The 24,341-nt window shown below is 65.9% G+C and carries 24 protein-coding genes, 1 tRNA gene and 1 pseudogene; 11 read left to right on the top strand and 15 right to left on the bottom strand.

The window, feature by feature from the left end:
* Positions 1 to 15: 15 nt before the first annotated feature.
* The 9 genes from ntrB (at position 16) to NWE53_RS25410 (ending at position 8,763) form a co-directional block, all read left to right on the top strand.
* Positions 16 to 924: a nitrate ABC transporter permease gene (ntrB, locus tag NWE53_RS25450; protein WP_265052080.1), complete on the top strand. Its 909-nt coding sequence runs from the start codon at positions 16 to 18 to the stop codon at positions 922 to 924.
* A 10-nt stretch (positions 925 to 934) separates the two neighbouring features.
* Positions 935 to 1,726 (top strand): ABC transporter ATP-binding protein, encoded by a 792-nt coding sequence (locus tag NWE53_RS25445; RefSeq protein ID WP_265052079.1) that lies wholly within the window; start codon positions 935 to 937, stop codon positions 1,724 to 1,726.
* A gap of 11 nt (positions 1,727 to 1,737) precedes the next feature.
* The gene (locus NWE53_RS25440) at positions 1,738 to 2,160 is read left to right on the top strand and encodes a globin family protein (RefSeq protein WP_265052078.1); all 423 of its coding nucleotides are present in this window, start codon (positions 1,738 to 1,740) and stop codon (positions 2,158 to 2,160) included.
* Positions 2,161 to 2,181: 21 nt separating this feature from the next.
* Entirely contained in the window at positions 2,182 to 3,981 is a 1,800-nt protein-coding gene (locus NWE53_RS25435; RefSeq protein ID WP_265052077.1) for a NirA family protein, read from the top strand.
* The gene (locus tag NWE53_RS25430) at positions 3,978 to 5,561 is read left to right on the top strand and encodes a sulfite reductase subunit alpha (protein WP_265052076.1); all 1,584 of its coding nucleotides are present in this window, start codon (positions 3,978 to 3,980) and stop codon (positions 5,559 to 5,561) included. Before NWE53_RS25435 ends, NWE53_RS25430 begins: the two co-directional genes overlap by 4 nt.
* A gap of 308 nt (positions 5,562 to 5,869) precedes the next feature.
* Complete coding sequence (locus NWE53_RS25425) at positions 5,870 to 6,700, top strand: AraC family transcriptional regulator (RefSeq protein ID WP_265052075.1); 831 nt, start codon at positions 5,870 to 5,872, stop codon at positions 6,698 to 6,700.
* 97 nt (positions 6,701 to 6,797) lie between these two features.
* On the top strand, positions 6,798 to 7,523 hold the full coding sequence (locus tag NWE53_RS25420) for an alanyl-tRNA editing protein (protein ID WP_265052074.1): 726 nt from the start codon (positions 6,798 to 6,800) through the stop codon (positions 7,521 to 7,523).
* A gap of 8 nt (positions 7,524 to 7,531) precedes the next feature.
* On the top strand, positions 7,532 to 8,467 hold the full coding sequence (locus NWE53_RS25415; RefSeq protein WP_265052073.1) for a DMT family transporter: 936 nt from the start codon (positions 7,532 to 7,534) through the stop codon (positions 8,465 to 8,467).
* Positions 8,464 to 8,763 carry a hypothetical protein gene (locus tag NWE53_RS25410; protein ID WP_265052072.1) on the top strand — a complete coding sequence of 100 codons (300 nt, stop codon included), beginning with the start codon at positions 8,464 to 8,466 and terminating at the stop codon, positions 8,761 to 8,763. Before NWE53_RS25415 ends, NWE53_RS25410 begins: the two co-directional genes overlap by 4 nt.
* Before the next feature lie 118 nt (positions 8,764 to 8,881).
* Here the strand turns inward: NWE53_RS25410 and NWE53_RS25405 are convergent, their stop codons facing one another.
* The 13 genes and pseudogenes from NWE53_RS25405 to NWE53_RS25345 all read right to left on the bottom strand — a co-directional run bounded on the left by NWE53_RS25405 (position 8,882) and on the right by NWE53_RS25345 (position 18,641).
* Entirely contained in the window at positions 8,882 to 10,279 is a 1,398-nt protein-coding gene (locus tag NWE53_RS25405) for an FAD-dependent oxidoreductase (protein ID WP_265052071.1), read from the bottom strand.
* A 56-nt stretch (positions 10,280 to 10,335) separates the two neighbouring features.
* Positions 10,336 to 10,650, bottom strand: a complete 315-nt coding sequence (locus tag NWE53_RS25400; protein ID WP_265052070.1) for an ArsR/SmtB family transcription factor — start codon at positions 10,648 to 10,650, stop codon at positions 10,336 to 10,338.
* A 58-nt stretch (positions 10,651 to 10,708) separates the two neighbouring features.
* Positions 10,709 to 11,761, bottom strand: a complete 1,053-nt coding sequence (gene arsB / locus NWE53_RS25395) for an ACR3 family arsenite efflux transporter (RefSeq protein WP_265052069.1) — start codon at positions 11,759 to 11,761, stop codon at positions 10,709 to 10,711.
* A gap of 6 nt (positions 11,762 to 11,767) precedes the next feature.
* Positions 11,768 to 12,291, bottom strand: a pseudogene (locus tag NWE53_RS25390) (arsenate reductase ArsC).
* Entirely contained in the window at positions 12,284 to 12,640 is a 357-nt protein-coding gene (locus NWE53_RS25385; RefSeq protein ID WP_265055022.1) for an ArsR/SmtB family transcription factor, read from the bottom strand. Before NWE53_RS25385 ends, NWE53_RS25390 begins: the two are co-directional and overlap by 8 nt.
* Positions 12,641 to 13,203: 563 nt before the next feature.
* Positions 13,204 to 13,794 carry a hypothetical protein gene (locus NWE53_RS25380; protein WP_265052068.1) on the bottom strand — a complete coding sequence of 197 codons (591 nt, stop codon included), beginning with the start codon at positions 13,792 to 13,794 and terminating at the stop codon, positions 13,204 to 13,206.
* Positions 13,795 to 13,988: 194 nt separating this feature from the next.
* Positions 13,989 to 14,417: an STAS/SEC14 domain-containing protein gene (locus tag NWE53_RS25375; protein ID WP_265052067.1), complete on the bottom strand. Its 429-nt coding sequence runs from the start codon at positions 14,415 to 14,417 to the stop codon at positions 13,989 to 13,991.
* Between the two features lie 6 nt (positions 14,418 to 14,423).
* A complete protein-coding gene (locus NWE53_RS25370; protein ID WP_265055021.1) occupies positions 14,424 to 14,594 on the bottom strand; it encodes an aspartate-alanine antiporter-like transporter in 171 nt (56 codons plus the stop codon).
* Between the two features lie 29 nt (positions 14,595 to 14,623).
* On the bottom strand, positions 14,624 to 14,887 hold the full coding sequence (locus tag NWE53_RS25365; RefSeq protein WP_265052066.1) for a hypothetical protein: 264 nt from the start codon (positions 14,885 to 14,887) through the stop codon (positions 14,624 to 14,626).
* Between the two features lie 681 nt (positions 14,888 to 15,568).
* A tRNA-Thr gene (locus NWE53_RS25360) sits at positions 15,569 to 15,644 on the bottom strand.
* Between the two features lie 79 nt (positions 15,645 to 15,723).
* Complete coding sequence (locus NWE53_RS25355) at positions 15,724 to 16,662, bottom strand: prephenate/arogenate dehydrogenase family protein (RefSeq protein WP_265052065.1); 939 nt, start codon at positions 16,660 to 16,662, stop codon at positions 15,724 to 15,726.
* Positions 16,663 to 16,667: 5 nt separating this feature from the next.
* Positions 16,668 to 17,768 (bottom strand): histidinol-phosphate transaminase, encoded by a 1,101-nt coding sequence (gene hisC / locus NWE53_RS25350; protein ID WP_265052064.1) that lies wholly within the window; start codon positions 17,766 to 17,768, stop codon positions 16,668 to 16,670.
* Positions 17,769 to 17,807: 39 nt separating this feature from the next.
* Positions 17,808 to 18,641, bottom strand: coding sequence for a chorismate mutase (locus NWE53_RS25345; protein WP_265052063.1), 834 nt, complete (start codon positions 18,639 to 18,641; stop codon positions 17,808 to 17,810).
* 173 nt (positions 18,642 to 18,814) lie between these two features.
* On the opposite strand from NWE53_RS25345, the gene metX reads away from it, so the two are divergent.
* On the top strand, positions 18,815 to 19,984 hold the full coding sequence (gene metX, locus NWE53_RS25340) for a homoserine O-acetyltransferase MetX (protein WP_265052062.1): 1,170 nt from the start codon (positions 18,815 to 18,817) through the stop codon (positions 19,982 to 19,984).
* Between the two features lie 196 nt (positions 19,985 to 20,180).
* A complete protein-coding gene (gene metW, locus NWE53_RS25335) occupies positions 20,181 to 20,813 on the top strand; it encodes a methionine biosynthesis protein MetW (RefSeq protein WP_265052061.1) in 633 nt (210 codons plus the stop codon).
* On the opposite strand, the gene NWE53_RS25330 is transcribed toward metW, so the two are convergent.
* Together NWE53_RS25330 and clpB are read right to left on the bottom strand one after the other, a co-directional pair.
* The gene (locus tag NWE53_RS25330) at positions 20,804 to 21,409 is read right to left on the bottom strand and encodes a class I SAM-dependent methyltransferase (RefSeq protein ID WP_265052060.1); all 606 of its coding nucleotides are present in this window, start codon (positions 21,407 to 21,409) and stop codon (positions 20,804 to 20,806) included. The two genes, metW and NWE53_RS25330, sit on opposite strands and share 10 nt — an antisense overlap.
* Positions 21,410 to 21,593: 184 nt before the next feature.
* Entirely contained in the window at positions 21,594 to 24,212 is a 2,619-nt protein-coding gene (gene clpB, locus NWE53_RS25325) for an ATP-dependent chaperone ClpB (RefSeq protein ID WP_265052059.1), read from the bottom strand.
* Positions 24,213 to 24,341 lie beyond the last annotated feature (129 nt).

The following is a 24,341-nucleotide window of genomic DNA, read 5'->3' as shown; positions in this document are numbered from 1 at the left end:
AGGAGAGACTGGAACATGGCTCAGCCTGCCTTGAAAAGCACGATCGCGGGCGCGACGGTGGTCGCGCTCCCGGGGAAGACGCCGGACGTGGTGGCCTTGCCGGCCGGGCGCCCGCAGCCCTTCGCGGCGAAGCTCCTTCCTTGGGGGAAAAGCGCCCTCGTCAACCTGCTGCCGCCGCTGATCACGGTCGCGCTGATCCTGCTGTTCTGGCAGCTCGCCGCGCATGGGCCGCAATCCTCGCTGCCGCCGCCGACGAAGATCTGGGAGGAGGCGAAGGACCTGATCACCGAGCCGTTCTACTGGGCGGGCTCGCAGGATATCGGGCTGGGCTGGCGCATCCTCGTCTCGCTGCAGCGTGTCGCCATCGGCTTCAGCCTGGCGGCCGTGGTCGGCGTGCTACTCGGCACGCTGGTCGGGCAATCCGTCTGGGCGATGCGTGGCCTCGATCCGGTCTTCCAGGTGCTGCGCACCGTGCCGCCGCTCGCCTGGCTGCCGCTCTCGCTGGCCGCCTTCCGCGACAGCCAGCCCTCGGCGATCTTCGTGATCTTCATCACCGCGATCTGGCCGGTGATCATCAACACGGCAGTCGGCATCCGCAACATCCCGCAGGACTACCGGAACGTCGCCAAGGTGCTGCGGCTGAACCAGATCGAGTTCTTCTACAAGATCATGGTGCCCTCGGCCGCGCCCTACATCTTCACGGGCCTGAGGATCGGCGCCGGCCTGTCCTGGCTCGCCATCGTCGCCGCCGAAATGCTGACCGGCGGCGTCGGAATCGGCTTCTTCATCTGGGACGCGTGGAACTCCTCGCGCCTGTCCGACATCATCGTGGCCCTCGTCTATATCGGCGTGGTCGGCTTCCTGCTCGACCGCCTCGTCGCTCTCGTCGGCCATGTCGTCACCCGCGGCACCGCGACGAATTGAGGGCGAAACGATGAGCTATCTCAAGATCGACCATGTCGACAAACGCTTCCAGCGCGGCACCGCCACGACGGAGGTCCTGAAGGACATCAGCCTCGTCATCGACAAGGGCGAGTTCGTCTCGATCATCGGCCATTCCGGCTGCGGCAAGTCGACCTTGCTGAACATCATCGCGGGGCTCACCCCCGCGAGCACCGGCGGCATCCTGCTGGAAGGCAAGGAGGTCAATTCGCCGGGGCCGGACCGCGCCGTGGTCTTCCAGAACCATTCGCTGCTGCCCTGGCTCACCGTCTACGACAACATCGCACTCGCCGTGAACAAGGTCTTCGGCGGCGTGAAGAACCGGGCCGAGCGGCATGACTGGATCATGCACAATCTCGACCTCGTCCAGATGGCGCATGCGAAGGACAAGCGGCCGGGCGAAATCTCCGGCGGCATGAAGCAGCGCGTCGGCATCGCACGCGGCCTTTCCATGGAGCCGAAGATCCTACTCCTCGACGAGCCCTTCGGCGCGCTGGACGCGCTGACCCGCGCGCATCTGCAGGATTCGGTGATGCAGATCCATGCCGCGCTGGGAAACACGATGATCATGATCACCCATGACGTCGACGAGGCCGTGCTGCTCTCCGACCGGATCGTGATGATGACCAACGGCCCCTCCGCCCGCATCGGCGAGGTGCTCGACGTGCGCCTCGCCCGGCCACGCAAGCGCCTCGAGCTTGTCTCCGACCGCACCTACATCGCCGCTCGCGAGGCGGTGCTGAGGTTCCTCTACGAGCGCCACCGCTTCGTCGAAGCCGCCTGAGGGAGCCAATCATGACCCCCGACCAGGTTTCCGAGATCAGGGCGAGCTTCTCCAAGGTCGCCCCCATTGCCGAACAGGCCGCCGCCTTGTTCTACGGCCGCCTGTTCGAGATCGCGCCCGAAGTCCGCCCGCTGTTCCAGGCGAGCGACATGAAGGAGCAGGGCCGCAAGCTCATGGGCACGCTCGCCGTCGTGGTGAAGGGGCTCGACGACCTGCCCGCCCTGATGCCGGCGGTGAATGCGCTGGCGGTCAAGCACAACGGCTATGGCGTGACCGCGGCCCATTACGCGCCGGTCGGCGCGGCGCTGCTCTGGACGCTGGAGCAGGGGCTCGGCGAGGGCTTCACCCCTGCCGTCAGGGACGCCTGGACGAATGCTTACGGCACCCTGTCCGGCGCGATGATCGCGGCTGCCAGCCAGAACACAACGGCCTGATCCATCAGCCGGAGCACAATGATGAGTGACGATTTCACCCCCGACCAGAAGCGCTATCTCGAAGGTTTCACGAGCGGCATGCAGTCGGCCCGCACGGCGCGCGGGCTGGGGCCGCTCGGCGGTACGCCCGGCGCGGGCGGCAAGGCCGCGCCCTCGGGGCCGGATAAGGAGCATCAGGAAGCGCAGGCAAAGACCGTCGCGGCCGGCGGGAAGCTCGTCGATCAGGAGAAGTGGAAGGCGGCCGAGCATCCCTTTGATGCCTATGCTCGCTTCAAGGACCAGGCGAATGCCGGCATCTATCCGAAGCCTGAGGACAATTTCCGCTGGCGCTATCACGGCCTGTTCTATGTCGCCCCGGCGCAGAACAGCTATATGTGCCGCCTGCGCATCCCCAACGGCATCCTCAAGGCCTGGCAGTTTGCGGGCGTCGCCGATCTCGCCGAGACGCTTTGCGGCCGGTACTCCCATGTCACCACCCGCGCCAATCTGCAGGTGCGCGAGATCCCGGCCGAGAACGCGGCTGCGCTCCTGGAAGGCCTCGCCGATCTCGGGCTGACCGCCAAGGGCTCCGGCGCCGACAACATCCGCAACGTCACGGGCTCGGCCACGGCCGGCATCGACCCGCTCGAACTGCTGGATACCCGGCCGCATGCCCGCGCCTGGCACCACCACATCCTGAACGACCGCTCGCTCTACGGGCTGCCGCGCAAGTTCAACGTCGCCTTCGACGGCGCCGGCTCGATCGCGACGCTGGAAGACACCAACGACATCGGCTTCCAGGCGATCGAGGTCGGCGAGGGCGCCGTCTTCGAGGGCCAGCCGGTCGAGCCCGGCATCTGGTATCGCCTCGCGCTCGGCGGCATCACCGGCCACAAGGACCTCGCCCGCGATACCGGCGTCATCGTCGCCCCGTCCGACGCGATCGCGGTCTCGGACGCGATCGTCCGCGTCTTCATCGCCAACGGCAACCGCACCGACCGCAACAAGTCACGTCTGAAATATGTGCTCGACGCCTGGGGCTTCGAGACCTTCCTGAAGGCGGTCGAGGAGAAGCTCGGCCGCAAGCTGGTCCGGCTCGATACGGCCTTCGTCAAGCCGCGCCCGGTCTATGATCGGCTCGGCCATATCGGCGTGCATGCGCAGGCGCAAGGCGGCCGCAACTGGATCGGCGTGGCGCTGCCGGTCGGCAAGCTCACCGTCCAGCAGATGCGTGTCATCGCCTCGATCTCGCAAGCCTGCGGCGATGGCGATATCCGCCTCACCGTCTGGCAGAACCTGCTGATCTCGGGCGTGCCGGACAGCAAGGTCGAGGACGTCATCGCCAATCTCCAGGCGATCGGCCTCTCGGCGGAGACCTCGATCCTGCGTGCCGGGCTGATTGCCTGCACCGGCGCCACGGGGTGCAAATTCGCCGGTGCCCACACCAAGGAGGATGCGCTGGCGATCGCCGCCCATTGCGAGCCGCGGATCACGCTGGATACGCCCGTCAACATCCACCTGACCGGCTGCCACAACTCCTGCGCCCAGCATTACATCGGCGATCTCGGGCTGATCGGCGCCAAGGTGCCGGTCAGCGACGAGGGCGACACGGTGCCGGGCTATCACGTCTTCGTCGGTGGCGGCTTCGGCGTCGAGGGCGGCATCGGCCGCGAATTCCGCACCGATGTGAAGGCGGAAGACGCGCCGGCGCTGGTCGAGTCGATCCTGCGTGCCTGGCAGACGCATCGTGCCGCGCCCGACGAGAGCTTCGTCGCCTTCGCCCGCCGCCACGAGATCGAGGCGCTACAGGCGCTGGTCGCGCAGACGGGAGAAGCGGCATGACCGTCCAGACTGCCAATCCGATCGTCCAGGTCCTGCCGGAGACCGCGCCCTTCAGCGAGGAACAGCGCTCCTGGCTGAATGGCTTCTTCGCCGGCCTGCTCTCGCTCGACAATGCCGGCGTCACCGCGCTGTCGCCGGCCGAGAATGCCGCCGTGATGGGCGAGGCCGATGACGGCGCGCCCTGGCACGATCCGTCGATGGAGATGGCCGAGCGCATGAAGCTGGCCGAGGGCAAGCCATTCCCACGCAAGCTCTTTGCCGCGATGGCGCAGCAGGATTGCGGCCAGTGTGGCTATGTCTGCGAGACCTATTCGGCTGCGATCGCAGACGGCAAGGAGCGGCGGCTGAACCTCTGCGCGCCCGGCGGCAAGGACACGCTGCGGATGCTGAAGACGCTGACGGAGGAGGCGGGTTCCGCGCCTGCCGCCGCTCCGGCCGAGGATGCTCCGGCGGCGCCGCTTGGCCCGCTCGGCCGCTGCCGCGAGAACCCGGCCTTCGCCACCTTCCTGTCGCGCCGCAAGCTCAATGGCGAGGGTTCCGAGAAGGAGACCTGGCATGTCGAGTTCGATCTCACCGAATGCGGGCTCGACTACATCGTCGGCGACGCCTTTGGCATCGTCGCGCAGAACGATCCGCGTCTGGCGGATGCGGTCATCGCGCTGCTCGGCGCCCGGCCAGACGCGATCATCGACGGCAAGAGCCTGCGCGACATCCTGATCGCCGACCGTGCTCTCGGCCCCGCGCCCGACGCGCTGTTCCAGCTGATCTCCTATGTCACCGGCGGAGAGACCCGCACCAAGGCCAAGCGCCTCGCGGCCGGCGAGGATCCCGATGGCGATCTCGACCGCCTCGACGTGCTCGGCACGCTGCACAAATTCTCGCAAGCCAGGCTCTCTGCGGAAGCCTTCGTCGAGGCGCTCGATCTCCTGCAGCCGCGGCTCTATTCGATCTCATCCTCGCATGTCGCGACGCCCGGCCGCATCTCGCTGACGGTGGACACGGTGCGCTACAAGATCGGCACCCGCCCGCGCTGGGGCGTGGCGTCCACCTTCCTGGGCGAGCGCGTGCGTCCCGGCGACAAGGTGCCGGTCTATGTCCAGCGGGCGCATGGCTTCGGCCTGCCGGCCAGCCCCGAGACGCCGGTCATCATGTGCGGCCCGGGCACCGGCGTCGCGCCGTTCCGCGCCTTCCTGCATGACCGCAAGGCGACGAAAGCCTCTGGCAGGAATTGGCTGTTCTTCGGCCATCAGCGCCGCGCCAGCGATTTCTTCTACGAGGAGGAGCTCAACGCAATGAAGCAGGAGGGAGTGCTGACCAACCTCACCCTTGCCTGGTCGCGCGACGGCACCGACAAGATCTACGTCCAGGATCGCATGCGCGAGCGCGGGGCGGAACTCTTCGCCTGGTTGGAACAGGGCGCGCATTTCTATGTCTGCGGCGATGCCAAGCGCATGGCCAAGGATGTCGAGCGCGCCCTGGTGGATATCGTCGCCGAGCATGGCGGGCGCTCGAGTGACGAAGCCGTCGCCTATGTCGCGTCCCTGCGGAAGCTGGGGCGCTACCAGGCCGATGTCTATTAGCAGACGCCGGTTCGCACGGATCGAAAGGACGCTGCCACGATGATCAACCCCTGACATCGGACAGTCGATCGAGGCGCCGACGCTGCAAATGTGAAATGTCGCGCAAGATGGAATCGGGAACGAAGCGCGTTCGGCCGCGACGGCATGGGGCACTCTCGATGGTCTCGCTGCCACTGCCAGAGCGACATGCCGGCGCGTTCATCGCCCCGCGCCTGAAGCTGCCCATCGTGCCCTTGGTAATCCTCCAGCGTTGCGATCTCGGCACGATCGTTGCGCGATCGAGGCTCTCCTGACGACCGGATCGGATCTTGGCCCGTACGGACCTGCGCAATTCGTCCCGCTACTGGCGCGACCCTCGGGTTCCGGGCCTGAGTTGTCTCGTCGCCGACTTCACCAGCCACGACTACGCGCCCCACAGCCACGAGGCCTTCGTCGTTGCGGTGACAGAGGTCGGCGGCGCCGAGTTCAAGAGCCGGGGACGGAGCGACGAGGCCCGAACGTCGACGCTGCTCGTGTTCAATCCTGACGAGCCTCATTCCGGACGGATGGGCTGGAGCGAACGCTGGCTCTATCGCGGGCTCTATCTGACACCATCCGCGATCGAGACGCTCAATGCCGCGCTCGGGCTCGACGCGACGGCCTATTTCTGCCGCAACACCTTTCACGACGCCGATCTGATCGAGGCCTTCCTCGGATTGCACCGCGTTCTCGACGACGGCAACGATCCTTTCGAGGAGCGCGAGTTGCTGCTGCGCAGTTTCGGAACCCTGATCCGGCGCCACGCCGCAGGCGAGCCCAGTCTTTCGCTGCCGGCGCGCGATGCCAGCAAGGTCACCCATGTCCGCGATGTCATGCGCGAACGTCACATGGAGGAGCTCACCCTGGAGGAGCTCGGCGCCTCGGTCGGCCTCACTCCGTTCCAGTTGATCGCGGTGTTCAAGCGCACCACGGGCCTGACGCCGCACGCCTATCTGACACAACTGCGCCTGAGGGCCGCGATCGCCGCGCTCGGCCGCGGCACGAGCATCGCCGCCGCGGCCCTTGACGCCGGCTTCTATGACCAGAGCGCGCTGACGCGGCATTTCAAGCGCAGCTACGGCATCACGCCGCTGCAATGGGTGCGCGCGACCGCCGGCTGATCCGCTTTCTCAATTTTCGCCAATAGCCGCGCGGTTCGGCGCGCCAATCTCGTCCCCGAGCAGATGCCCTGTCGGCACTGCGGAAAGGATGAGACGCATGTCCCGCTATTTCTGCCTCGACAATCCGGAGGTCCCAACACTCGCGACTGAGATCGTCGAGGCGGGGCCGGGCTGGGCGGTTCTCGCGGAAAGCCCGTTCTATCCGGGCGGCGGCGGGCAATTACCCGATCGCGGCGCGCTGGCCTGGGCCGGCGGCGAGGTGGCCGTCGCCGGCTTCGAGAACGAGGGAGGCCGGTTTCGGCACCTGCTCGCCGACCCCGTCGAACTGCCGGCCGGCCCCGTGGAAGCCCGGGTCGACCCGGCTTTTCGCAAGCTGATGCGTGCGCTCCACACGGATCTGCACATCGTCAACGCGGTGGTCTTCCAGGGTTTCGACGGCGCGCTCGTCACCGGCGTCCAGATGAATGAGGATGGCACGGCGCGCATCGATTTCGACCTGCCGGATGCCGACAACGACCGCCTGCGCGCGATTGAGGAGCCGGTCAACGCGCTCATCCGGCAAGACCTCGCCGTCCGGCAGGACTATCTCCCCGAGGCCGCGGCCTTCGCTGAACCGGGGTTGATCCGCTCGCGCTCGGTCGCCCCGCCGCCGACCGCGGATGGGCAGGTGCGCATCGTCGAGATCGTCGGGCTCGACCGTCAGGCCTGCGGCGGCACCCATCTCGCCACGACCGGCGGTTCGCCGCCGATCCGCATCCTGAAGATCGACAACAAGGGCCGCCACAACCGGCGCCTGCGGATTGCCCTCGCAGGCACTCCGTGAGGCCGGCGATGTCGATCCTCAGGCGCCTCTGGGGCCAGCCGCTGCTGCTGCTTCCCCTGCCGCCCCTGTTCTGGGCCGGCGACCTCCTGCTCGGACGGGCGCTCGCAGGCTCGTTCCCGCCGGTCTCGCTCGCGGTCGGGCGCTGGCTCGTCGCGCTCGCTTGCCTGGCGCCCTTCGTGCTCGGCGCGCTCAGTGCGCAACGGCAAGCGCTCTTTCGCGCCCGCTGGCTTGTCCTGGCCTGCGGCGCCTTCGGCATCGCCGGCTACAATGCGCTCGGCTATCTCGCCTTGCAGAGCGCCCCCGCTGCCAGCGTCGCCTTCCTCAACTCGACCCTGCCGCTGATGGTGCCGCTGGCGGCTTTCGCGCTCGGGGTCGAGCGCGTCTCGGCTCGCACGCTCGCCGGCGTCGCCATCTCCTTCGCGGGTGTGGCGTGGATCGTCGCGCGCGGCGAGCCGTCGACCCTGTCGCGGCTGGGCATCAGCGGCGGCGAGCCGCTAGTTCTGGTCGCGGTCGCCAATTACGCTGTGTACTCGGTGCTGCTGCGCCGCCGCGCCGCCGATCTCGATCCGCTCGTCTTCCTGGCGGCGACGATGGTGGCGGGGCTTTTCGTGCTGCTGCCGTTCTGGATCTGGGAACTGGCGCGGGGCGCGACGATCCCGACCGCGCCCGGCCCGCTCGCCGCCGTGCTCTATATCGGCGTCTTCGCCTCGCTGCTGGCCTTCGTCATCTGGAACCGCTGCGTCGCAACGCTGGGGCCGAGCGTCACCGGGGCCTCCTTCCACCTCGTCGCCCTGTTCACCGCCGTGCTCGCCTTCCTGCTGCTGGGCGAGCCCGTGCGTCCGTTCCACTTCGTCGGCGCCGCGCTGATCCTGTGCGGCTTCGGCCTCGCGGCGACCAGCGTCCGGCCTTTCGCCTCCCGCCCCTCCGGAGCCCTCAAGTCATGACCGTCTTCTCCCATGAGTCCTTCGCCGATCACGAGCAAGTGGTGTTCTTCTCCGACGAGGCCGAACTCTACCCGCCCGCCATGCGCTCGACGGGCGTGTCCATCGCCTACAATCTCGCTGTCACCGTTTTTGGCGGATTCGCGCCTTTCATCACCACCTGGCTGATCGTCCAGACGGGAAGCGCCCTCGCGCCGGCCTGGTACGTGATGCTGGCAGCCGCTATCAGCCTGAGCGCCTTGATGATGGGCCGCAACTTGCTGAAGGAGAGCTTCGGCCGCTGTTCGACGATGTCGTAGCGGAAGGGCCGGCCTCCTGATCCTGCCGTAGCGCAAAGAACCTGGGTAACGCCCAGAGCGAGGATGAGCCCGATCCTTGCAGCAGGGACCGGGCTCGTTTCGGAATCGGCAAGTGTCGTTATTGCGTTTGAGCGGCCTCGCCGATCTTCGATGAGCTGTCACAGCCGCAACCCGCCTTGCCCTGCGTTTTGGCGGAAGCGTCGTCGACGCAGCAGGCGTCCGCACCGCTCGGCGCCGGACCTCCGCAGCAACCGCCGGTGCTTTCAGGCGCAGCCGCGCATACGCCCGTTTCCGGCAGAACGAGCTGGACATCGTCGGCCGCCGCCATGTCACCGGCGATCGCGGCAACGACCGACCGGACCTGCTCATAGCCGGTCAGCATCAGGAACGTCGGCGCACGGCCATAGCTTTTGATCCCCACGGTGTAGAAGCCCGGCTCCGGGTGGGACAGCTCGCGATGCCCGTGCGGGGGCACCGAACCGCAGGAGTGCAGGTTTGGGTCGATCATCGGCCCGAGCGCCTTTGCGCTCTCCAGCCACGGATCGAGCTCGATGCGCAATTCACGGGTCAATGCCAGATCGGGACGCTGCCCCGTACACACCACGATCTGGTCGACGGACCCAACCGTGCGAAGGCCATCAGGCGTCTCGCCATCGAGAACGAGTTGGCCGCTCGCCTCGCGCACCGTGGTGACTGCGAAAGTGGTGGCGAGCTCGATGCTGCCCCCTTCGACGAACTGCCGCAGCCTTTGCCCCAGGTCGCCTCGCGCGGCGAGCTGATCATTGGCGCCGCCGCCATAGACACGGGACAGGTTGTTGCTGCGGGTCAGCCAGATCGCCTTGGTGGCGGGGTCGGTGGCCGCGAGCGCGGTCAGGTCGAGCAGGACGTTTGCGGCGGAATGCCCGGCGCCGACGACGACCGTGGTGCGCCCGGCATAGCGTGCCCGGTCGCGGCCGAACACATCCGGGATGCTGTAGGCGATCCGATCGGCAAAGGTCTCCTCGCCTTCAGCAGCGACGCCACCTGCTCCGAGCGGGTTTGGTGACGTCCAGGTCCCCGAGGCGTCGATCACCGCCCTCGCGAGCTCGCGGCGGACGCGCCCTTCGGCGTCGACGATCGTCAGCTGGAAGGGGCGCAGCTCACGGTCACGGCTGACCACCTTATCGACGCCGCGCCGCCCGATGCCCTTGACGCGCGCTCCATATTCGATGACCGGCGCCAGCTCAGGCGTCTGCGAAAGCGGAGCAAGGTATTCGCCGACGAGGTCGGCGCCCGTCGGATAGACCGTTGCGCCAGGCTCCCGCCATCCTGCCTTCTCCAGCAGCGAACGCGCAGCCGGATCGACATTGTAGGCCCACGGCGAGAAGAGCCGGACATGACCCCAATCGCTGACGCTCGCGCCAGCCGCAGCTCCGGCTTCGTAGACCTTCACGGCAAGGCCGCGCGCGATGAGGTTGGCCGCAGCGGCAAGGCCGACAGGGCCGGCACCGATGACGGCCACAGGCAGTTTCATCATGACGTTATATCGCGTTATTCTAGAAGTATGGAATTATAAAGCAAATAGAAAGCCGCTCACGCGGCCCGATCGGATGGCAAGCAGGCTTCATCGGCGCAGCATTCGTCCGCGAGGAAGCCCAGCAAGGCGGTCATTGCAGGGTATTCGGCTCGGCAGATCAATGTCGTGGCCTGCCGCTCCTGTGAGACCAATCCGTTGTGCACGAGGCGCTGAAGATGGTGCGAGAGGGTCGAGGCGGGAATGCCCAAACGCTCCTGCACCTGGTTGACCGGCAGGCCGCCATGGCCGGCACGGACGAGGACCCGGTAGAGTTCAAGGCGGGTCGGATTGCCGAGCGCCTCAAGCTGCTTTGCTGCTTCTTCGACTTTCATGGAAGTAGACTGCGCCGATCGTGAGAAGCCGTCAAGCCATATTTCGACAATTGTCGAATCATTCGGCGGCCTGCGCCTTTCGAACTCTGCTTCCGCGCTCGTACCAGCCTTTCGACCCGTTCACGATCCAGACCACGGTGAGCATGGCGGGGACCTCGATCAGCACGCCGACGACGGTGGCGAGCGCCGCGCCGGAGTTGAAGCCAAAGAGACTGATCGCGGCAGCGACCGCCAGCTCAAAGAAGTTCGACGCGCCGATCAGCGCCGATGGACCGGCGACGCAGTGCTGCTCGCCGGCAACCCGGTTCAGCAGGTAGGCGAGACCGGCATTGAAATAGACCTGGATCAGGATCGGCACCGCCAGGAGCGCGATCACCATCGGCTGCGCCAGGATCTGCTCGCCCTGAAAACCGAAGAGCAAGACGAGGGTGGCGAGCAGCGCCACCAGGGAGGCCGGGCCAAGCCGGCCGAGCAGGCGATCCAGCGCCGCCTGTCCGCCGCCCGCCAGAACACGGCTGCGGACGACTTGTGCAACCATCACCGGGATCACGATGTAGAGGATGACGGAGAGAATGAGCGTGCCCCACGGCACCGTGATCGCCGACAGGCCGAGCAGCAGTCCGACGATCGGGGCGAAGGCGACGACCATGATCGCGTCATTGAGCGCGACCTGGCTGAGCGTGAAATGCGGCTCGCCTTTCGTCAGATTCGACCAGACGAAGACCATGGCGGTGCAAGGCGCCGCCGCCAGGATGATGAGCCCGGCAATATAGCTGTTGATCTGGTCGGCCGGCAGCCAGGGCCGGAACAGCCAGGCGATGAAGAGCCAGCCCAGCGCAGCCATCGAGAACGGCTTCACCGCCCAGTTGATGAAGAGCGTGACGCCGATCCCGCGCCAATGCCTGCCAACCTGTCCAAGTGCCGCGAAGTCGATCTTCAGCAGCATGGGAATGACCATCAACCAGATGAGCACGGCCACCGGCAGGTTGACCCTGGCGATCTCGGCCGCACCGATCGCATGAAACAAGCCGGGCATGACATGCCCGAGCGCGATGCCGACGACGATGCACAGTGTGACCCACACCGTGAGGTAGCGTTCGAAAGTAGACATGTGGCCTCAGGCGCCGTTTGCGCGGTTGCTGGCGCCTTCCAGCGCGCCGATCTGCCGAATGCGCTGTGCCAACGCCATCGCGTCGAGGCTGGCAACAGGCAGCGCGAGAAGCACATTGATGCGATTGCGCAGGTAGCGCAACGCCGTCACGAAGGCGCGCTCGCGCTCGATCTCGGTGCCTTCGACATGCAGGGGTCTTCGATGCCCCAGTGTGCGGTGATCGGCTGCCCCGGCCAGAAAGGGCAGGTTTCGCCGGCCGCCTGGTCGCAAACCGTGATGACCATATCCATGACCGGTGCGTCAGCCGCCGCAAACACGTCCCAGGTCTTCGAAGACAGGCCCATGGTCCCGATGCCCTCGGCCTCGAGTGCCTTGAGCGCCAACGGCTTCGGACCGGGACCACCTTCACTACCGGCGGAAAAGGCGCGAAAGCGACTCTCGCCAAGATGATTGAGCAGAGCTTCCGCCATGATCGAGCGCGCGGAGTTGTGAGTGCAGAGAAAGAGCACGTTGTGAACGCGGTCAGGCATCGGTTGTGACCTTTGTAGGACAGCAAGGGCTGAGTTCGGCCAGTAGTGGCGCGCAGATCTCCGCGCGGCCGCCGCAGCAATCCTTGAGGAGGAACGCGACGACGGAACGCAGACCGTCGAGGTTGGCCCGGTAGACGACGGAGCGGCTGAAGCGCTCTGAACGGATAAGCCCCGCTCGGCTGAGAATGCCGAGATGCGACGACATCGTGTTGTGCGGGACATTCAGGCGTCGGGCGACCTCGCCGGCAGGCAGGCCCTCAGGCTCGGCCGTTACCAACAGGCGAAAAACATCGAGGCGGGTGCCCTGCGCCAGGGCGGCCAGCGAAAGGATCACGTATTCATTTTCCATATGTCGAGACTTATCGACATAATAGCGGCAAGGCAAGACGCCTTTGCGCCGGCGCTCAGATTGGCAACCTGATCAGGTTTACTAACGGCAGGCTCGCCTTTGTTCCCCGTCGAAGTCAGCTGCCGGATCGGCCGGCTGCTTGAAGGTAGCACTGCGTCATAAGCGGCACTTGGAACGCCGCCCAAAAGCAGACCTGCGCTGCGCGGCCGGGTCAGGAGGTGAGCGGGTCCATCCAAGGCATTTGAAGGACGGTGCCTGGCGATGGGATTAGGCCCAAGGCGGCTTCCGAGGAGTGGTCCCGTCAGCCCCGTTTTTCCTATCGGCACATGCCCTCGCCTTCCGCCCAGCGCATCAACGTCAGAGCCAAAGTCAAAAAGGCTGCTCGATCGGCGGCTCGCGAAAAGACGGGCGGAAGCAGTGGCTCAAGATCGGGATCGAACTGCTACAGCGCTCACATGCGTGGTGCAGACGACCCGCGCTCCATCTCCCGAAACAATGCCGCTGCTGCTCCGCCGATGGTATCGGCTGCGAGCGTGCCGAGCAGCCCTGCACGGATGGGAGATTTACCAGCGCCGACCGTAATGCCCGACAACTGGTCGGTTATTGTAATATGCGGCGCGACCGATGGCGGCACGCCGATTCTGATAGGCGTAGTGCCGAACGACCGGCCGGCCATAATAGCCTCGGCCGTAGTAGCCTCGGCCGTAGTAGCCGCGGCCATAGTAGCCGCCACCTCCATAATAGGTGGGGGCCGAGGTGTTGTAGTAGACGGCTTGCGGGTAGCCGGTGACGGTTGCGGGTTGGCAGTATTCGCTGCCGCTATAGATTGTGCGGTAGGAGGTGGTGCCGTAGCCGCCATTGCCATAGTAGCCGTAGGTGGGCTGTGTTGCGTAGCCATAACCATAGGCAGGCGCTGTTGCGAGCGCCCCCGCCACGAATCCGATCCCGGCTGCGACGGCCCGGCCGCCATAGTAACCGCCACGGTATCCGCCGTAGTACCCGCCTCGATAACCTCCATAATAACCGCCTCGGTAACCTCCGTAATAACCTACCCCGATACCACGTCTGTATTGGGCTTCGGCGTCACTCGATGTGAGGGCAAAACAACCAAGGCCGATTAAGGCGGCGACATGTATGGGAAGCAGCTTGATCATAGCTTCACCTTTACAAAGCCCGTCACCAGATCGCTGTCGCGCGGCTGACGGACCTGATCCGCGCGGCACCTCGATGAAATCCTTAACGTCTCGTTATAGCGTGTTTACTTTGATGAGTCTTGATCTGAGTTCCTGATCGTGTGAGATTGACGAAAGGTCAGGCGACAAACGATGGCGCTGCGGGACCGCTTTATCTAGCCGGCCGCCAACCACACCAAGGCCTGCGCTTTTTCGCCAGACGGGAATTGCCGAATTTCTGCCGCTACGAAGTGCTTCGCTATATGCGGCATGATTTGAAGGAACTCGCTGTCTGTTACTATGGCGATTCGAGCAATCTTGCGGTGGTGATCCTTTACGAAACGAAGGTGCGATACCAATGCGCCGAAGCTTTCCCAACCCGGGAAAGCCTTCGCGAGCAGCATCAGCCCGGTAAGTCGGCCATTGGCTGCGATATACGGGTCGATCTCCTCCGATAGTCTCTCAAAATCGGATTGTCCGAGCGGTCCATGGGGCGACAGAATGGCAATTCCATCGTCGCGTCGCAGTTCGATTTCGATCATGTGCCACCCAACTGTCGTCTCAGAAATTCTCATCCCGTCGAAGTTGCTGATCTTTTTCGTCAACGCGCGTTACCCCAAGTCAAAACGATATTGGCCGGCAGGCTGCGGGGCGAAGCGCAGCAGACCTATCCCCGCTTCACGCAGCGCCGAAACGAAACTGGGTCCCGCCTGGATTCCGGTGAGCCCCACGAAGGCCGCCAGCCCGAGCGTCGTCATGAGGCCCACCGCATCCGGGGGAATCCGCTGGGCGGCGAGCTGCTGAACCCACGCTACTTGGGAAGGCAGTCGACATTATAGGCGATGATGATTTCGCCGGGGCCGCCCTTGCCGATGCTTCTCAGGTCTTCCAAGCCGCTCTTCAGTTTGGTGCCTGCTTCTTTCAAGCTTTCTTCCAGCTTTGACTTGGCCACTTTGCATCGATCTTCGCTCGAGAATTCCTGAAATACGACAGTCGGCATCAACCTCCATTCCGCCCTGTCGTTGGAAGCCGCAGGATTGACCGAGTAAGAGAAGACATACATCAGAATCCACATAGGCCTGCTCCCGCTTCAATGGGCTGACCGACTCCGCGGCCGCCGCCTGGTCAATCAATCGTTTTCAGTATCTCACGAGCGAGGCGGTCCAGATGGTCGCCGCCGAGGTGGGCCGGCGGGAAACCGGAGCGAATGGATCGAGACGGAAGCTAAGCCGACACGGCACCTCCAAATGCCAGCAGGGCCAAGCGTCGCCGCCGGCGAGGATTTCTTTGGGAGGAACTGCCGCCGGCAGCGCCCCAATAAAGGGGCCATTCAGCGCGTGATCAGAGCAGCGATCAATCCGGGCGACAATTGACCTTAGGGACAGGGCGGACGCTTGGCAGCGCATCGGGCCTTCGCGATCGACGCCGTCGCGCGGCGCGCCGAACGGGCGGCGGAACTGCCGAAGCTCCCCTTGCGCAGGTGTGGAGATCGCGGTCGTGGCCGCAGGCAAACTCGGAGCGCCTGAAGGTGCCATCGCTGCGCCGCGTTTTGTCGAAGGTCGGGATATGCGGCTGGATCCCACGCTCATGAACCAACCAGGCAAGGTTCTCTGCCGAGCCATGCGGTCGACGCAATCTACCGACGATGGGTTTGGAGGCCAATGGACCGGCCCGGACAGCCAAGCGCGCGAACCGGTTATCACATCCGATCTGATCGGATGGTTCGGCCATTGTTGCACGGTCTCGGAGGGGTAAATGGTGCCGCAAGAGGGATTCGAACCCCCGACCCCCTCATTACGAATGAGGTGCTCTACCAGCTGAGCTATTGCGGCAACGGGTGGCGCTGTACCAGCCAGCGGGGTGCTTGGCAAGCCGTGACCGGCACTCCCGCGCAGGCATCGGCGGTCTTTTTCAGTCCTTGCGCAGCTTCTCCGTCTCCGGCTTCTCCTGGCCGAGCGCGACGATGCCGCGGCGGATGGCGCGGGTGCGGGTGAAATGCTTGTGCAGCGTCTCGCCGTCGCCGTAGCGGATCGCGCGGGTCAGCAGCGCCAGATCCTCGTTGAAGCGGCCGAGCATCTCCAACACCGCCTCTTTGTTGTGCAGAAAAACGTCGCGCCACATCGTCGGGTCAGAAGCGGCGATGCGGGTGAAATCACGGAAGCCGCCGGCCGAGAACTTGATCACCTCGGATTGCGTCACCGCCTCCAGATCCTCGGCCGTTCCGACGATGTTGTAGGCGATCAGATGCGGCAGGTGGCTAGTGACGGCGAGCACCAGATCATGATGCTGGGCGCTCATCACCTCCACGAGCGCGCCCATCCCCTCCCAGAACTGGCGCGTTCTGGCGATTGCCGCGGGGTCGGTTCCCTCGGGCGGCGTCAGGATGCACCAGCGATTGAGGAAGAGGCTGGGGAAGCCGGCATCGGGGCCGGAATTCTCCGTGCCCGCGACAGGATGGGCGGGGACGAAGGAGACGCCTTCCGGCAGATGCGGCAGCACGGCGTCGACGACCGAGCCCTTGACCGACCCGACATCGGAGACGATCGCGCCCGGCTTCAGCTCGGATGCGATCTCGGCAGCCACCGAGCCACATGCGCCCACGGGAACGCAGAAGATGATGTGGTCGGCATCGCGGGCTGCCTCCGCCGCTGTGTCAGCGACGGCATGGCCAAGGCCGAGCTCGCGCGCCCGCTTGCGGACGGCCTCGTCGCGATCGGCCAGCACGATCGTGCCGGCGAGGTTCAGCTCCTTCGCCGCGCGCGCGATCGAGGAGCCGATCAGCCCGATGCCGATGATGGCGAGACGGGCGAAGACCGGTTCGGAGCGACGCGGCGCGAAGCTTTCCGCCATTTCGATCAAGCCTTGAGGAAATCGGCGAGCGCGGCGACGACGAGGCGGTTCGCCTCCTCGGAGCCGATGGTCATGCGTAGCGCATCCGGCAGGCCATAGCCGCCGACTGCGCGCAGGATGAGGCCGCGCTGGGTCAAGAAGGCGTCGGCCTCCTTTGCGGTCTTGCCGGGCGTCTTGGTGAAATGGACCAGGACGAAATTGCCGACCGAGGGGGTGACGGTGAGGCCGAGCTTCTCCAGCTCGGCCGTCGTCCAGGCCAGCCACTTCTCGTTGTGCTCGAGCGCGGCGGCGACATGGGCCTCGTCGGCGACAGCGGCGGCTCCCGCCTCGATCGCGGCGCCGTTGACGTTGAAGGGGCCGCGGATGCGCTCGAGTGCGTCGATGATATGGGCCGGCGCATAGATCCAGCCGATGCGGAGATTGGCGAGGCCGTAGATCTTGGAGAAGGTGCGGGTCATCACGACATTCTCGCTCTCAGCGACGAGCTCGATGCCGGAGGCGTAGTCGTTGCGGCGGACATATTCGGCATAGGCCGCGTCGAGAACGAGCAAGACATGCGGCGGCAGGCCGGCCTGCAGGCGCTTGACCTCGTCGAAGGGCAGATAGGTGCCGGTCGGGTTGTTGGGGTTGGCGAGGAAGACGATCTTCGTCTTCGGCGTCACCGCCGCCAGGATGCCGTCGACATCGGCCGTGTAGTTCTTCTCGGGCACGACGACCGGCTTGCCGCCCATGGCAAGGATGGCGATGCGATAGACGAGAAAGCCGTACTGGCTGTAGATGCCCTCGTCGCCCGCGCCGAGATAGGCCTTGGTGACGAGCTCCAGCAGCTCATCCGAGCCGTTGCCGCAGATGATCCGCGCGGGATCGAGGCCATAGCGGCCGGCGATCGCCTGCTTGAGCTTGCTCGACGTGCCGTCGGGATAGAGCTCCAGCTTGGCGGCGAGGCCCTCAAAAGCGGCAATCGCCTTCGGGCTCGGGCCGAGCGGGGTCTCATTGGAGGAAAGCTTGTGCAGCTTCACGCCGGCAGGCGCGGCCGACTTGCCGGGAACATAGGCCTCGATGTCGAGGACGCCGGGACGGGGAACGGGGCGGGAAGCGCTCGTCATGGTGATGGACCTTGCAGCGGAAAGCAGTACCGAGCCCGCTCAGCGGGCGGATTTGACGGCGAAGCGGGCGGCGTGGCTGCCAACCTCGGAGAAGTCGCTGAGACCGGCCGGCGCCAGCGCATTGCGGATCACGGCTTGGTCGACCTCACCGGAGGCGGCCACCAGCAGCGAGAGATGCGAACCATCGGCGGCCGAGGCCGAGACCTCGGCCAGATGTTCGGCGAGGCCATGGCGCAACGCCTCCGACCAGCGCTCGACGCGGGCGGCGTAGAGCACGATCTCGCGTACGGCGACATCGGTCAGCGGCTTGGCGATGCAGTAGACTGGCGTGCCAGCCGGATGGTCCGGCCGCTCGATGAAGGGCAGACGCGCGATGATCTTCGGGCGGTCGGGCCCGATCAGGTCGCGCCACCAGATGCCGGCGCTGGCGCCCTGGTCCATGCGGAAGATACCGAGATCGCCGGCCGACTCCGCCACGGTGCGGATGACCGCACGCGCATCCTCATGCGGGACGAAGGGCACGGTGAAGCCGAAATGGAAGCGGGCGGAATCCCGCATCGCCGCATCGCCGCCGGAGACATCGGCGTGGACGGAGTAATTCGCCTGCACATAGGTGAAGGTCGCGATGATGATGCGCCAGATACTCTCGACCGTGTCGAGCGGCAGCAACCCCTTATGCCTCAAGGCGAGGCGCTTCATCATGTCGGCCTCGCGGCCGGGGCGGAAGGCGGAGCCGGAAGCCTGGGTCTTCTTGACCGAGATCAGCGTCTCGATGATCTGCGAGCGCTCCATCAGCAGCGCATGCATCTCGCTGTCGATACGGTCGATCCCGGCGCGCAGGTCGGCGAGGGTCGTGGGGGCGGCTTCGGTCATGGGCAAGGACGCGCTTTCCGGCAAGGCCACGCTCCTTAGCGCCCCGGCGCGGCCTTGGCAAAGCCGGCTGCGCAGTCCCGCGTTGACAGCGGCGCGCCGGCGCGGCATCGCTAGAGTTCGATTTTCCGAACGCCTGGACCGGCAAGACAAATCAGACTGTCGATGCGGACGAAATGAGCGATCTCTCCCCCAGCCTGGCCGATCCGCAAAAGGAGGCCAACGAGCCTTCGAGCCCGGTCGCTCGTTTCGGTTCAGACACGCCGCTGCTGATGGATTGCGGTGTCGTGCTCGACCAGTGGCAGATCGCCTACCAGACCTATGGCGAATTGAATGCCGACAAAACGAACGCGGTCCTGGTCTGCCACGCCCTGACCGGCGACCAGTATGTCGCGAGCCGCAATCCGATCACCGGCAAGGGCGGCTGGTGGACAGCGATGATCGGTCCGGGCAAGCCGATCGACACCGACCGTTTCTTCGTGATCTGCGCCAATGTCGTCGGCGGCTGCACCGGCACGACCGGGCCTGCCGCTACGAACCCAGAGACCGGCCAGCCCTGGGGCCTCTCCTTCCCGGTCGTCACCATTCGCGACATGGTGCGGGCGCAAGCCGCGCTGGTCGACTCGCTGGGCATCGAGACGCTGTTCTGCGTCGCCGGCGGCTCGATGGGCGGCATGCAGGTGCTGCAATGGGCGGCGAGCTATCCGAGCCGCGTGTTCTCGGCGCTGCCGCTGGCGACCGGCGCCAAGCATTCGGCCCAGAACATCGCCTTCCACGAGGTCGGCCGGCAGGCGGTGATGGCCGATCCCGACTGGCGGCGGGGGCGCTATCTCGAAGAGGGCACGCGACCCTCCAAAGGCCTCTCGGTGGCGCGGATGGGCGCGCACATCACCTATCTCTCGGAGCAGGCGCTACACCGCAAGTTCGGCCGCAAGCTGCAGGACCGGGAGGCGCCGACCTTCTCCTTCGACGCGGACTTCCAGGTGGAGAGCTATCTGCGCCATCAGGGCTTAAGCTTCGTCGAGCGCTTCGACGCCAACTCCTATCTCTACGTCACGAGGGCGATGGATTATTTCGACCTCGCCGACGACCATGACGGCGTGCTGGCGCGCGCCTTCACGGGCACGAAGACACGTTTCTGTGTGGCGTCCTTCACGTCGGACTGGCTGTTCCCCACTGCCGACTCGCGCGCGATCGTTCATGCGCTCAATGCGGCCGGCGCCTCGGTCTCCTTCGTCGAACTGGAAAGCGACAAGGGGCACGACGCCTTCCTGCTGGAAGAGCCCAATCTTTTCGCGACGACACGCGGCTTCATCGGCGCGGCGGCACGGGCACGCGGACTGTGAGGATGCGGAAACTCCGTCATTCCGGGGCATCGCGCAGCGATGAGCCCGGAACCCAGAACCGATGCCGTTCATTCAGAGGGCGTCGGCCGGCAGGCGGCTTGATGACCGGAAACCGCGGTTCTGGGTTCCGGGCTCGCCCCGGCGGGGCGCCCCGGAATGACGGGGGCGGATCCCGCGCGCAAGAAAGCCTGTCCGGATGACCCTCCCCGACACCCAGACCAACCGAATCGACCTTAAGCTCGTCGCCGAGATGGTGCAGCCATGCACACGCGTGCTCGATGTCGGCTGCGGCGATGGCGCGCTGCTCGCTCTGCTGGCCGAGACCCGCAACGTCGATGCGCGCGGCATCGAGCTCTCGCGTGAGGGCGTGGCCGATTGCGTGACGCGCGGACTCTCGGTGATCCAGGGCGATGCCGACACCGACCTCGCCGACTACCCGGACGACAGCTTCGACTACGTCATCCTCTCCCAGACGATCCAGGCGACGCGCAATCCGCGGCTAGTGCTGGAGCAAATGCTGCGGATCGGCCGGCACGCTATCATCTCCTTCCCGAATTTCGGGCATTGGCGAATGCGCAGCCAGGTGTTCTTCCAGGGGCGGATGCCGGTGACGGACGCCCTGCCCTATACGTGGTGGGACACGCCCAACATCCATTTCTGCACGATCCGCGATTTCGTTACGCTCTGCGACGTGATCGGCGCCAAGAAGGAGCGCGCCGTGGCGCTCGATGCCGCCGGCGGCAAGGTCGGCGTCAACGCGCCCTGGTGGTTCTGGAACCTGTTCGGCGCGCAGGCGGTGTTCCTGCTGAAGCGCTCCCGTCAAGCCTGAGACGGACGCCGGAACGCGACATCGTACAGCCCGGCCGGCTGGAAGGCGAAGAAGGCCATGGGCCAGTTCGCCGCGCGGGCGAAATCGGTCGCCGCCCGGTGGACGCCGTATCGGCCGAGCCACGGGTCGATATGGGCGAAGTCGTTGAAGGCCAGATAGCCGCCCGGCTTGACCTTGGGTGCCGCGGCGAGCGCATCGCGGTGGCAGCCTTCGTAGGAATGGTCGGCGTCGATGTAGATGAAATCGAAATGCCCGTCCGGAAAGGTCGCGATCACCTCGTGGGTCAAGCCCAGATGGCGGATGACCTCGGGCCCGGCCAGGCTTCGCGGATCGAACCAGGAATCATCGATGTCGATGAGGTGCAGCTCGGCCGGGTTGCTGCGGGCCAGGATATCGCGGGCGAAATCGCCGCGATAGGTGCCGAGCTCGGCGATCCGCCCTCCCTTCGGCAAAAGATCGAGCATCGCCTCGCGCGAGGCACAGAAACGACAATCGGCGAGCAGTGCGTCCGGCAACGGCCCCGAGCACGGCACATCACCGAGGCTTCGCGCGACGCGATAGGCACGGCGCACCGGAGCCGGCAGGCGCGTACGCACCCGCATTTCCAGCCGTTTCAAGGTTTCCCGCAGCAAGAACTCTCCTCTTCGCGCTCAAAGCCGCCGCAAGGCGTTAGCAGAGAAGGGCCGCCGCCGCCAAGCTCCGAGCCGGCGGCGCTCACAGCCGCGATCCCGACGAGGGAGCGGGATACGCCGAAGCGTGTCCGCCCCGGCGCCGTGATCCTCAGTTCAACGCCACACCCGCCGGCCGCTTCTCCTTCACGCCGGGAACGGAACCCAGCATCAGCGAGCCCGGGCCGACGGTGACGGGGACCGTCTCGCCGTCCACGATGTCGCCGGCGAGGATCGCTTCCGCCAGCGGGTCCTGTACCGACTTCTGGATCACGCGCTTAAGCGGACGCGCGCCATAGGCCGGGTCGTAGCCCTTCTCCGCCAGCCACTCGCGCGCTTCCTTGGAGAGCTCGAGCGTGATCTTCCGATCGGTCAGAAGCTTCGCGAGGCGCGCCATCTGGATATCGACGATCGCGCCCATGTCCTGCCGCCGCAGGCGGTGGAACAGGATGATGTCGTCGATCCGGTTCAGGAACTCCGGTCGGAAAGCATGGCGGACCACGCCCATGACCTCGTCGCGAACCGCGTCGCTGTCCTGCCCCTCGGGCTGGTTCACCAGATACTCCGAACCGAGGTTCGAGGTCATGATGATCAGCACGTTGCGGAAATCGACCGTGCGACCCTGCCCGTCGGTCAGGCGCCCGTCGTCGAGGACCTGCAACAGGACGTTGAACACGTCCGGATGCGCCTTCTCGACCTCGTCGAAGAGCACGACCTGATAGGGCCGGCGGCGCACCGCCTCGGTCAACGCCCCGCCCTCCTCATAGCCGACATAGCCGGGAGGCGCGCCGATCAGCCGGGCGACCGAGTGCTTCTCCATGTATTCGGACATGTCGATGCGCACGAGCGCCGTGTCGTCGTCGAACAGGAACGAAGCCAGCGCCTTGGTCAGCTCGGTCTTGCCGACGCCGGTGGGGCCGAGGAACATGAAGGAACCGATCGGGCGGTTAGGATCCTGCAGGCCGGCACGCGCCCTGCGGACGGCGGTCGAGACCGCTTCCACCGCCTCGCGCTGGCCGACGACGCGGGAGGCCAGAACCTCCTCCATGCGCAGCAGCTTCTCCTTCTCGCCTTCGAGCATGCGGTCGACCGGCACACCGGTCCAGCGACTGACGACCTGCGCAACATGGTCCGGCGTTACGGCCTCCTCGACCATGCCGGCATCGTCGCCCTTCGCCTCGACCTCCGCGAGCTGCTTTTCGAGCCCGGGGATCTCGCCATAGGCGAGCTCGCCGGCGCGCTGGTACTCACCCTTGCGCTGGGCCTGGGCGAGCTCGTTGCGGGCATTGTCGAGCTTCGTCTTGATCTCCGCGGCCTTGCCGAGCTTGTCCTTCTCGGCCTTCCACTTGGTGGTGATCGTGTCGGAGCGCGTCTCCAGATCGGCCAGCTCGGATTCGAGCCGCTTCAGCCGCTCTTTCGAGCCCGCGTCGCTTTCCTTCTTCAGCGCCTCCTGCTCGATCTTGAGCCGGACGATCTCGCGGTCGATCGAATCCAGCTCCTCGGGCTTGGAATCGACCTGCATGCGCAGCCGGGCCGAGGCCTCGTCGACAAGGTCGATCGCCTTGTCCGGCAGGAAGCGGTCGGTGATGTAGCGGTTCGACAGCGTCGCGGCCGAGACCAGCGCCGAGTCGGTGATGCGGACGCGATGGTGCTGCTCGTACTTCTCCTTCAGGCCGCGCAGGATCGAGATGGTGTCCTCGACCGTCGGCTCGTCGACGAAGACGGGCTGGAAGCGCCGCGCCAATGCGGCGTCCTTCTCGACGTATTTGCGGTACTCGTCGAGCGTGGTCGCGCCGACGCAATGCAGGTCGCCGCGCGCCAGCGCCGGCTTCAGCAGGTTCGACGCATCCATCGCGCCGTCGGTCTTACCGGCGCCGACGAGGGTGTGCATCTCGTCGATGAACAGGATGACGCCGCCATCCGAGGAGGAGACCTCGGTCAGCACGGCCTTCAGCCGCTCCTCGAACTCGCCGCGATATTTCGCGCCGGCGATCAGCGAGCCCATGTCGAGCGCGAGCAGTTCCTTGTCCTTCAGGCTCTCGGGCACGTCGCCATTGACGATGCGCAGCGCGAGGCCCTCGGCGATGGCGGTCTTGCCGACGCCGGGCTCGCCGATCAAGACCGGGTTGTTCTTGGTCCGGCGCGAGAGAACCTGGATGGTGCGGCGAATCTCCTCGTCGCGGCCGATGACCGGGTCGAGCTTGCCGTCGCGGGCCGCTGCGGTCAGGTCACGCGCGAATTTCTTCAGCGCATCATAGGCCTGCTCGGCCGACGCGGAATCGGCGGTACGGCCCTTGCGGATCGCCTCGATTGCGGCGTTAAGCGCCTGCGGCGTGACGCCGGCCTTGGAGAGCGCCTTGCCGGCCTCGGTGTCCTTCTCGATCGCAAGAGCAAGCAAGAGCCGCTCGACCGTGACGAAGCTGTCGCCGGCTTTCTCTGCCGCCTTCTCGGCGGTGTCGAAGACGCGGGCGAGGCCTGGCGTCAGGTTGAGTCCGCCGGAGCCGCCCGAGACCTTCGGCAGCTTCGCCAGCGCCTGGTCGACGAGTTGCAGCGCGACGCGCGCCTGACCGCCGGCCCGGTCGATCAGACCCGCCGCCATGCCTTCGTTGTCGTCGAGCAGCGCCTTCAGCAAATGCTCGGGCGTGAACTGCTGGTGCCCCTCGCGCAACGCGATGGTCTGGGCCGCCTGCAGGAAGCCTTTCGCCCTGTCGGTATATTTCTCGATATTCATTCAGATCACTCCGCCCGCAGGCTGCGCCCCGTGGCGACGCGAACCTGCTGCCTTTCATCAGGATAGGGCGCCGCGATGGGCCGCCCTTCGCCCTCCAAGATAGTGTGACATTGGCGCAACGGAAGAGGG

Origin of the sequence: Bosea sp. NBC_00550 (genome assembly GCF_026020075.1) — a bacterium.
Lineage (GTDB): Bacteria > Pseudomonadota > Alphaproteobacteria > Rhizobiales > Beijerinckiaceae > Allobosea.
Note: the sequence above shows the minus strand (reverse complement) of the source record. Positions and strands in the feature narration are given on the sequence as shown.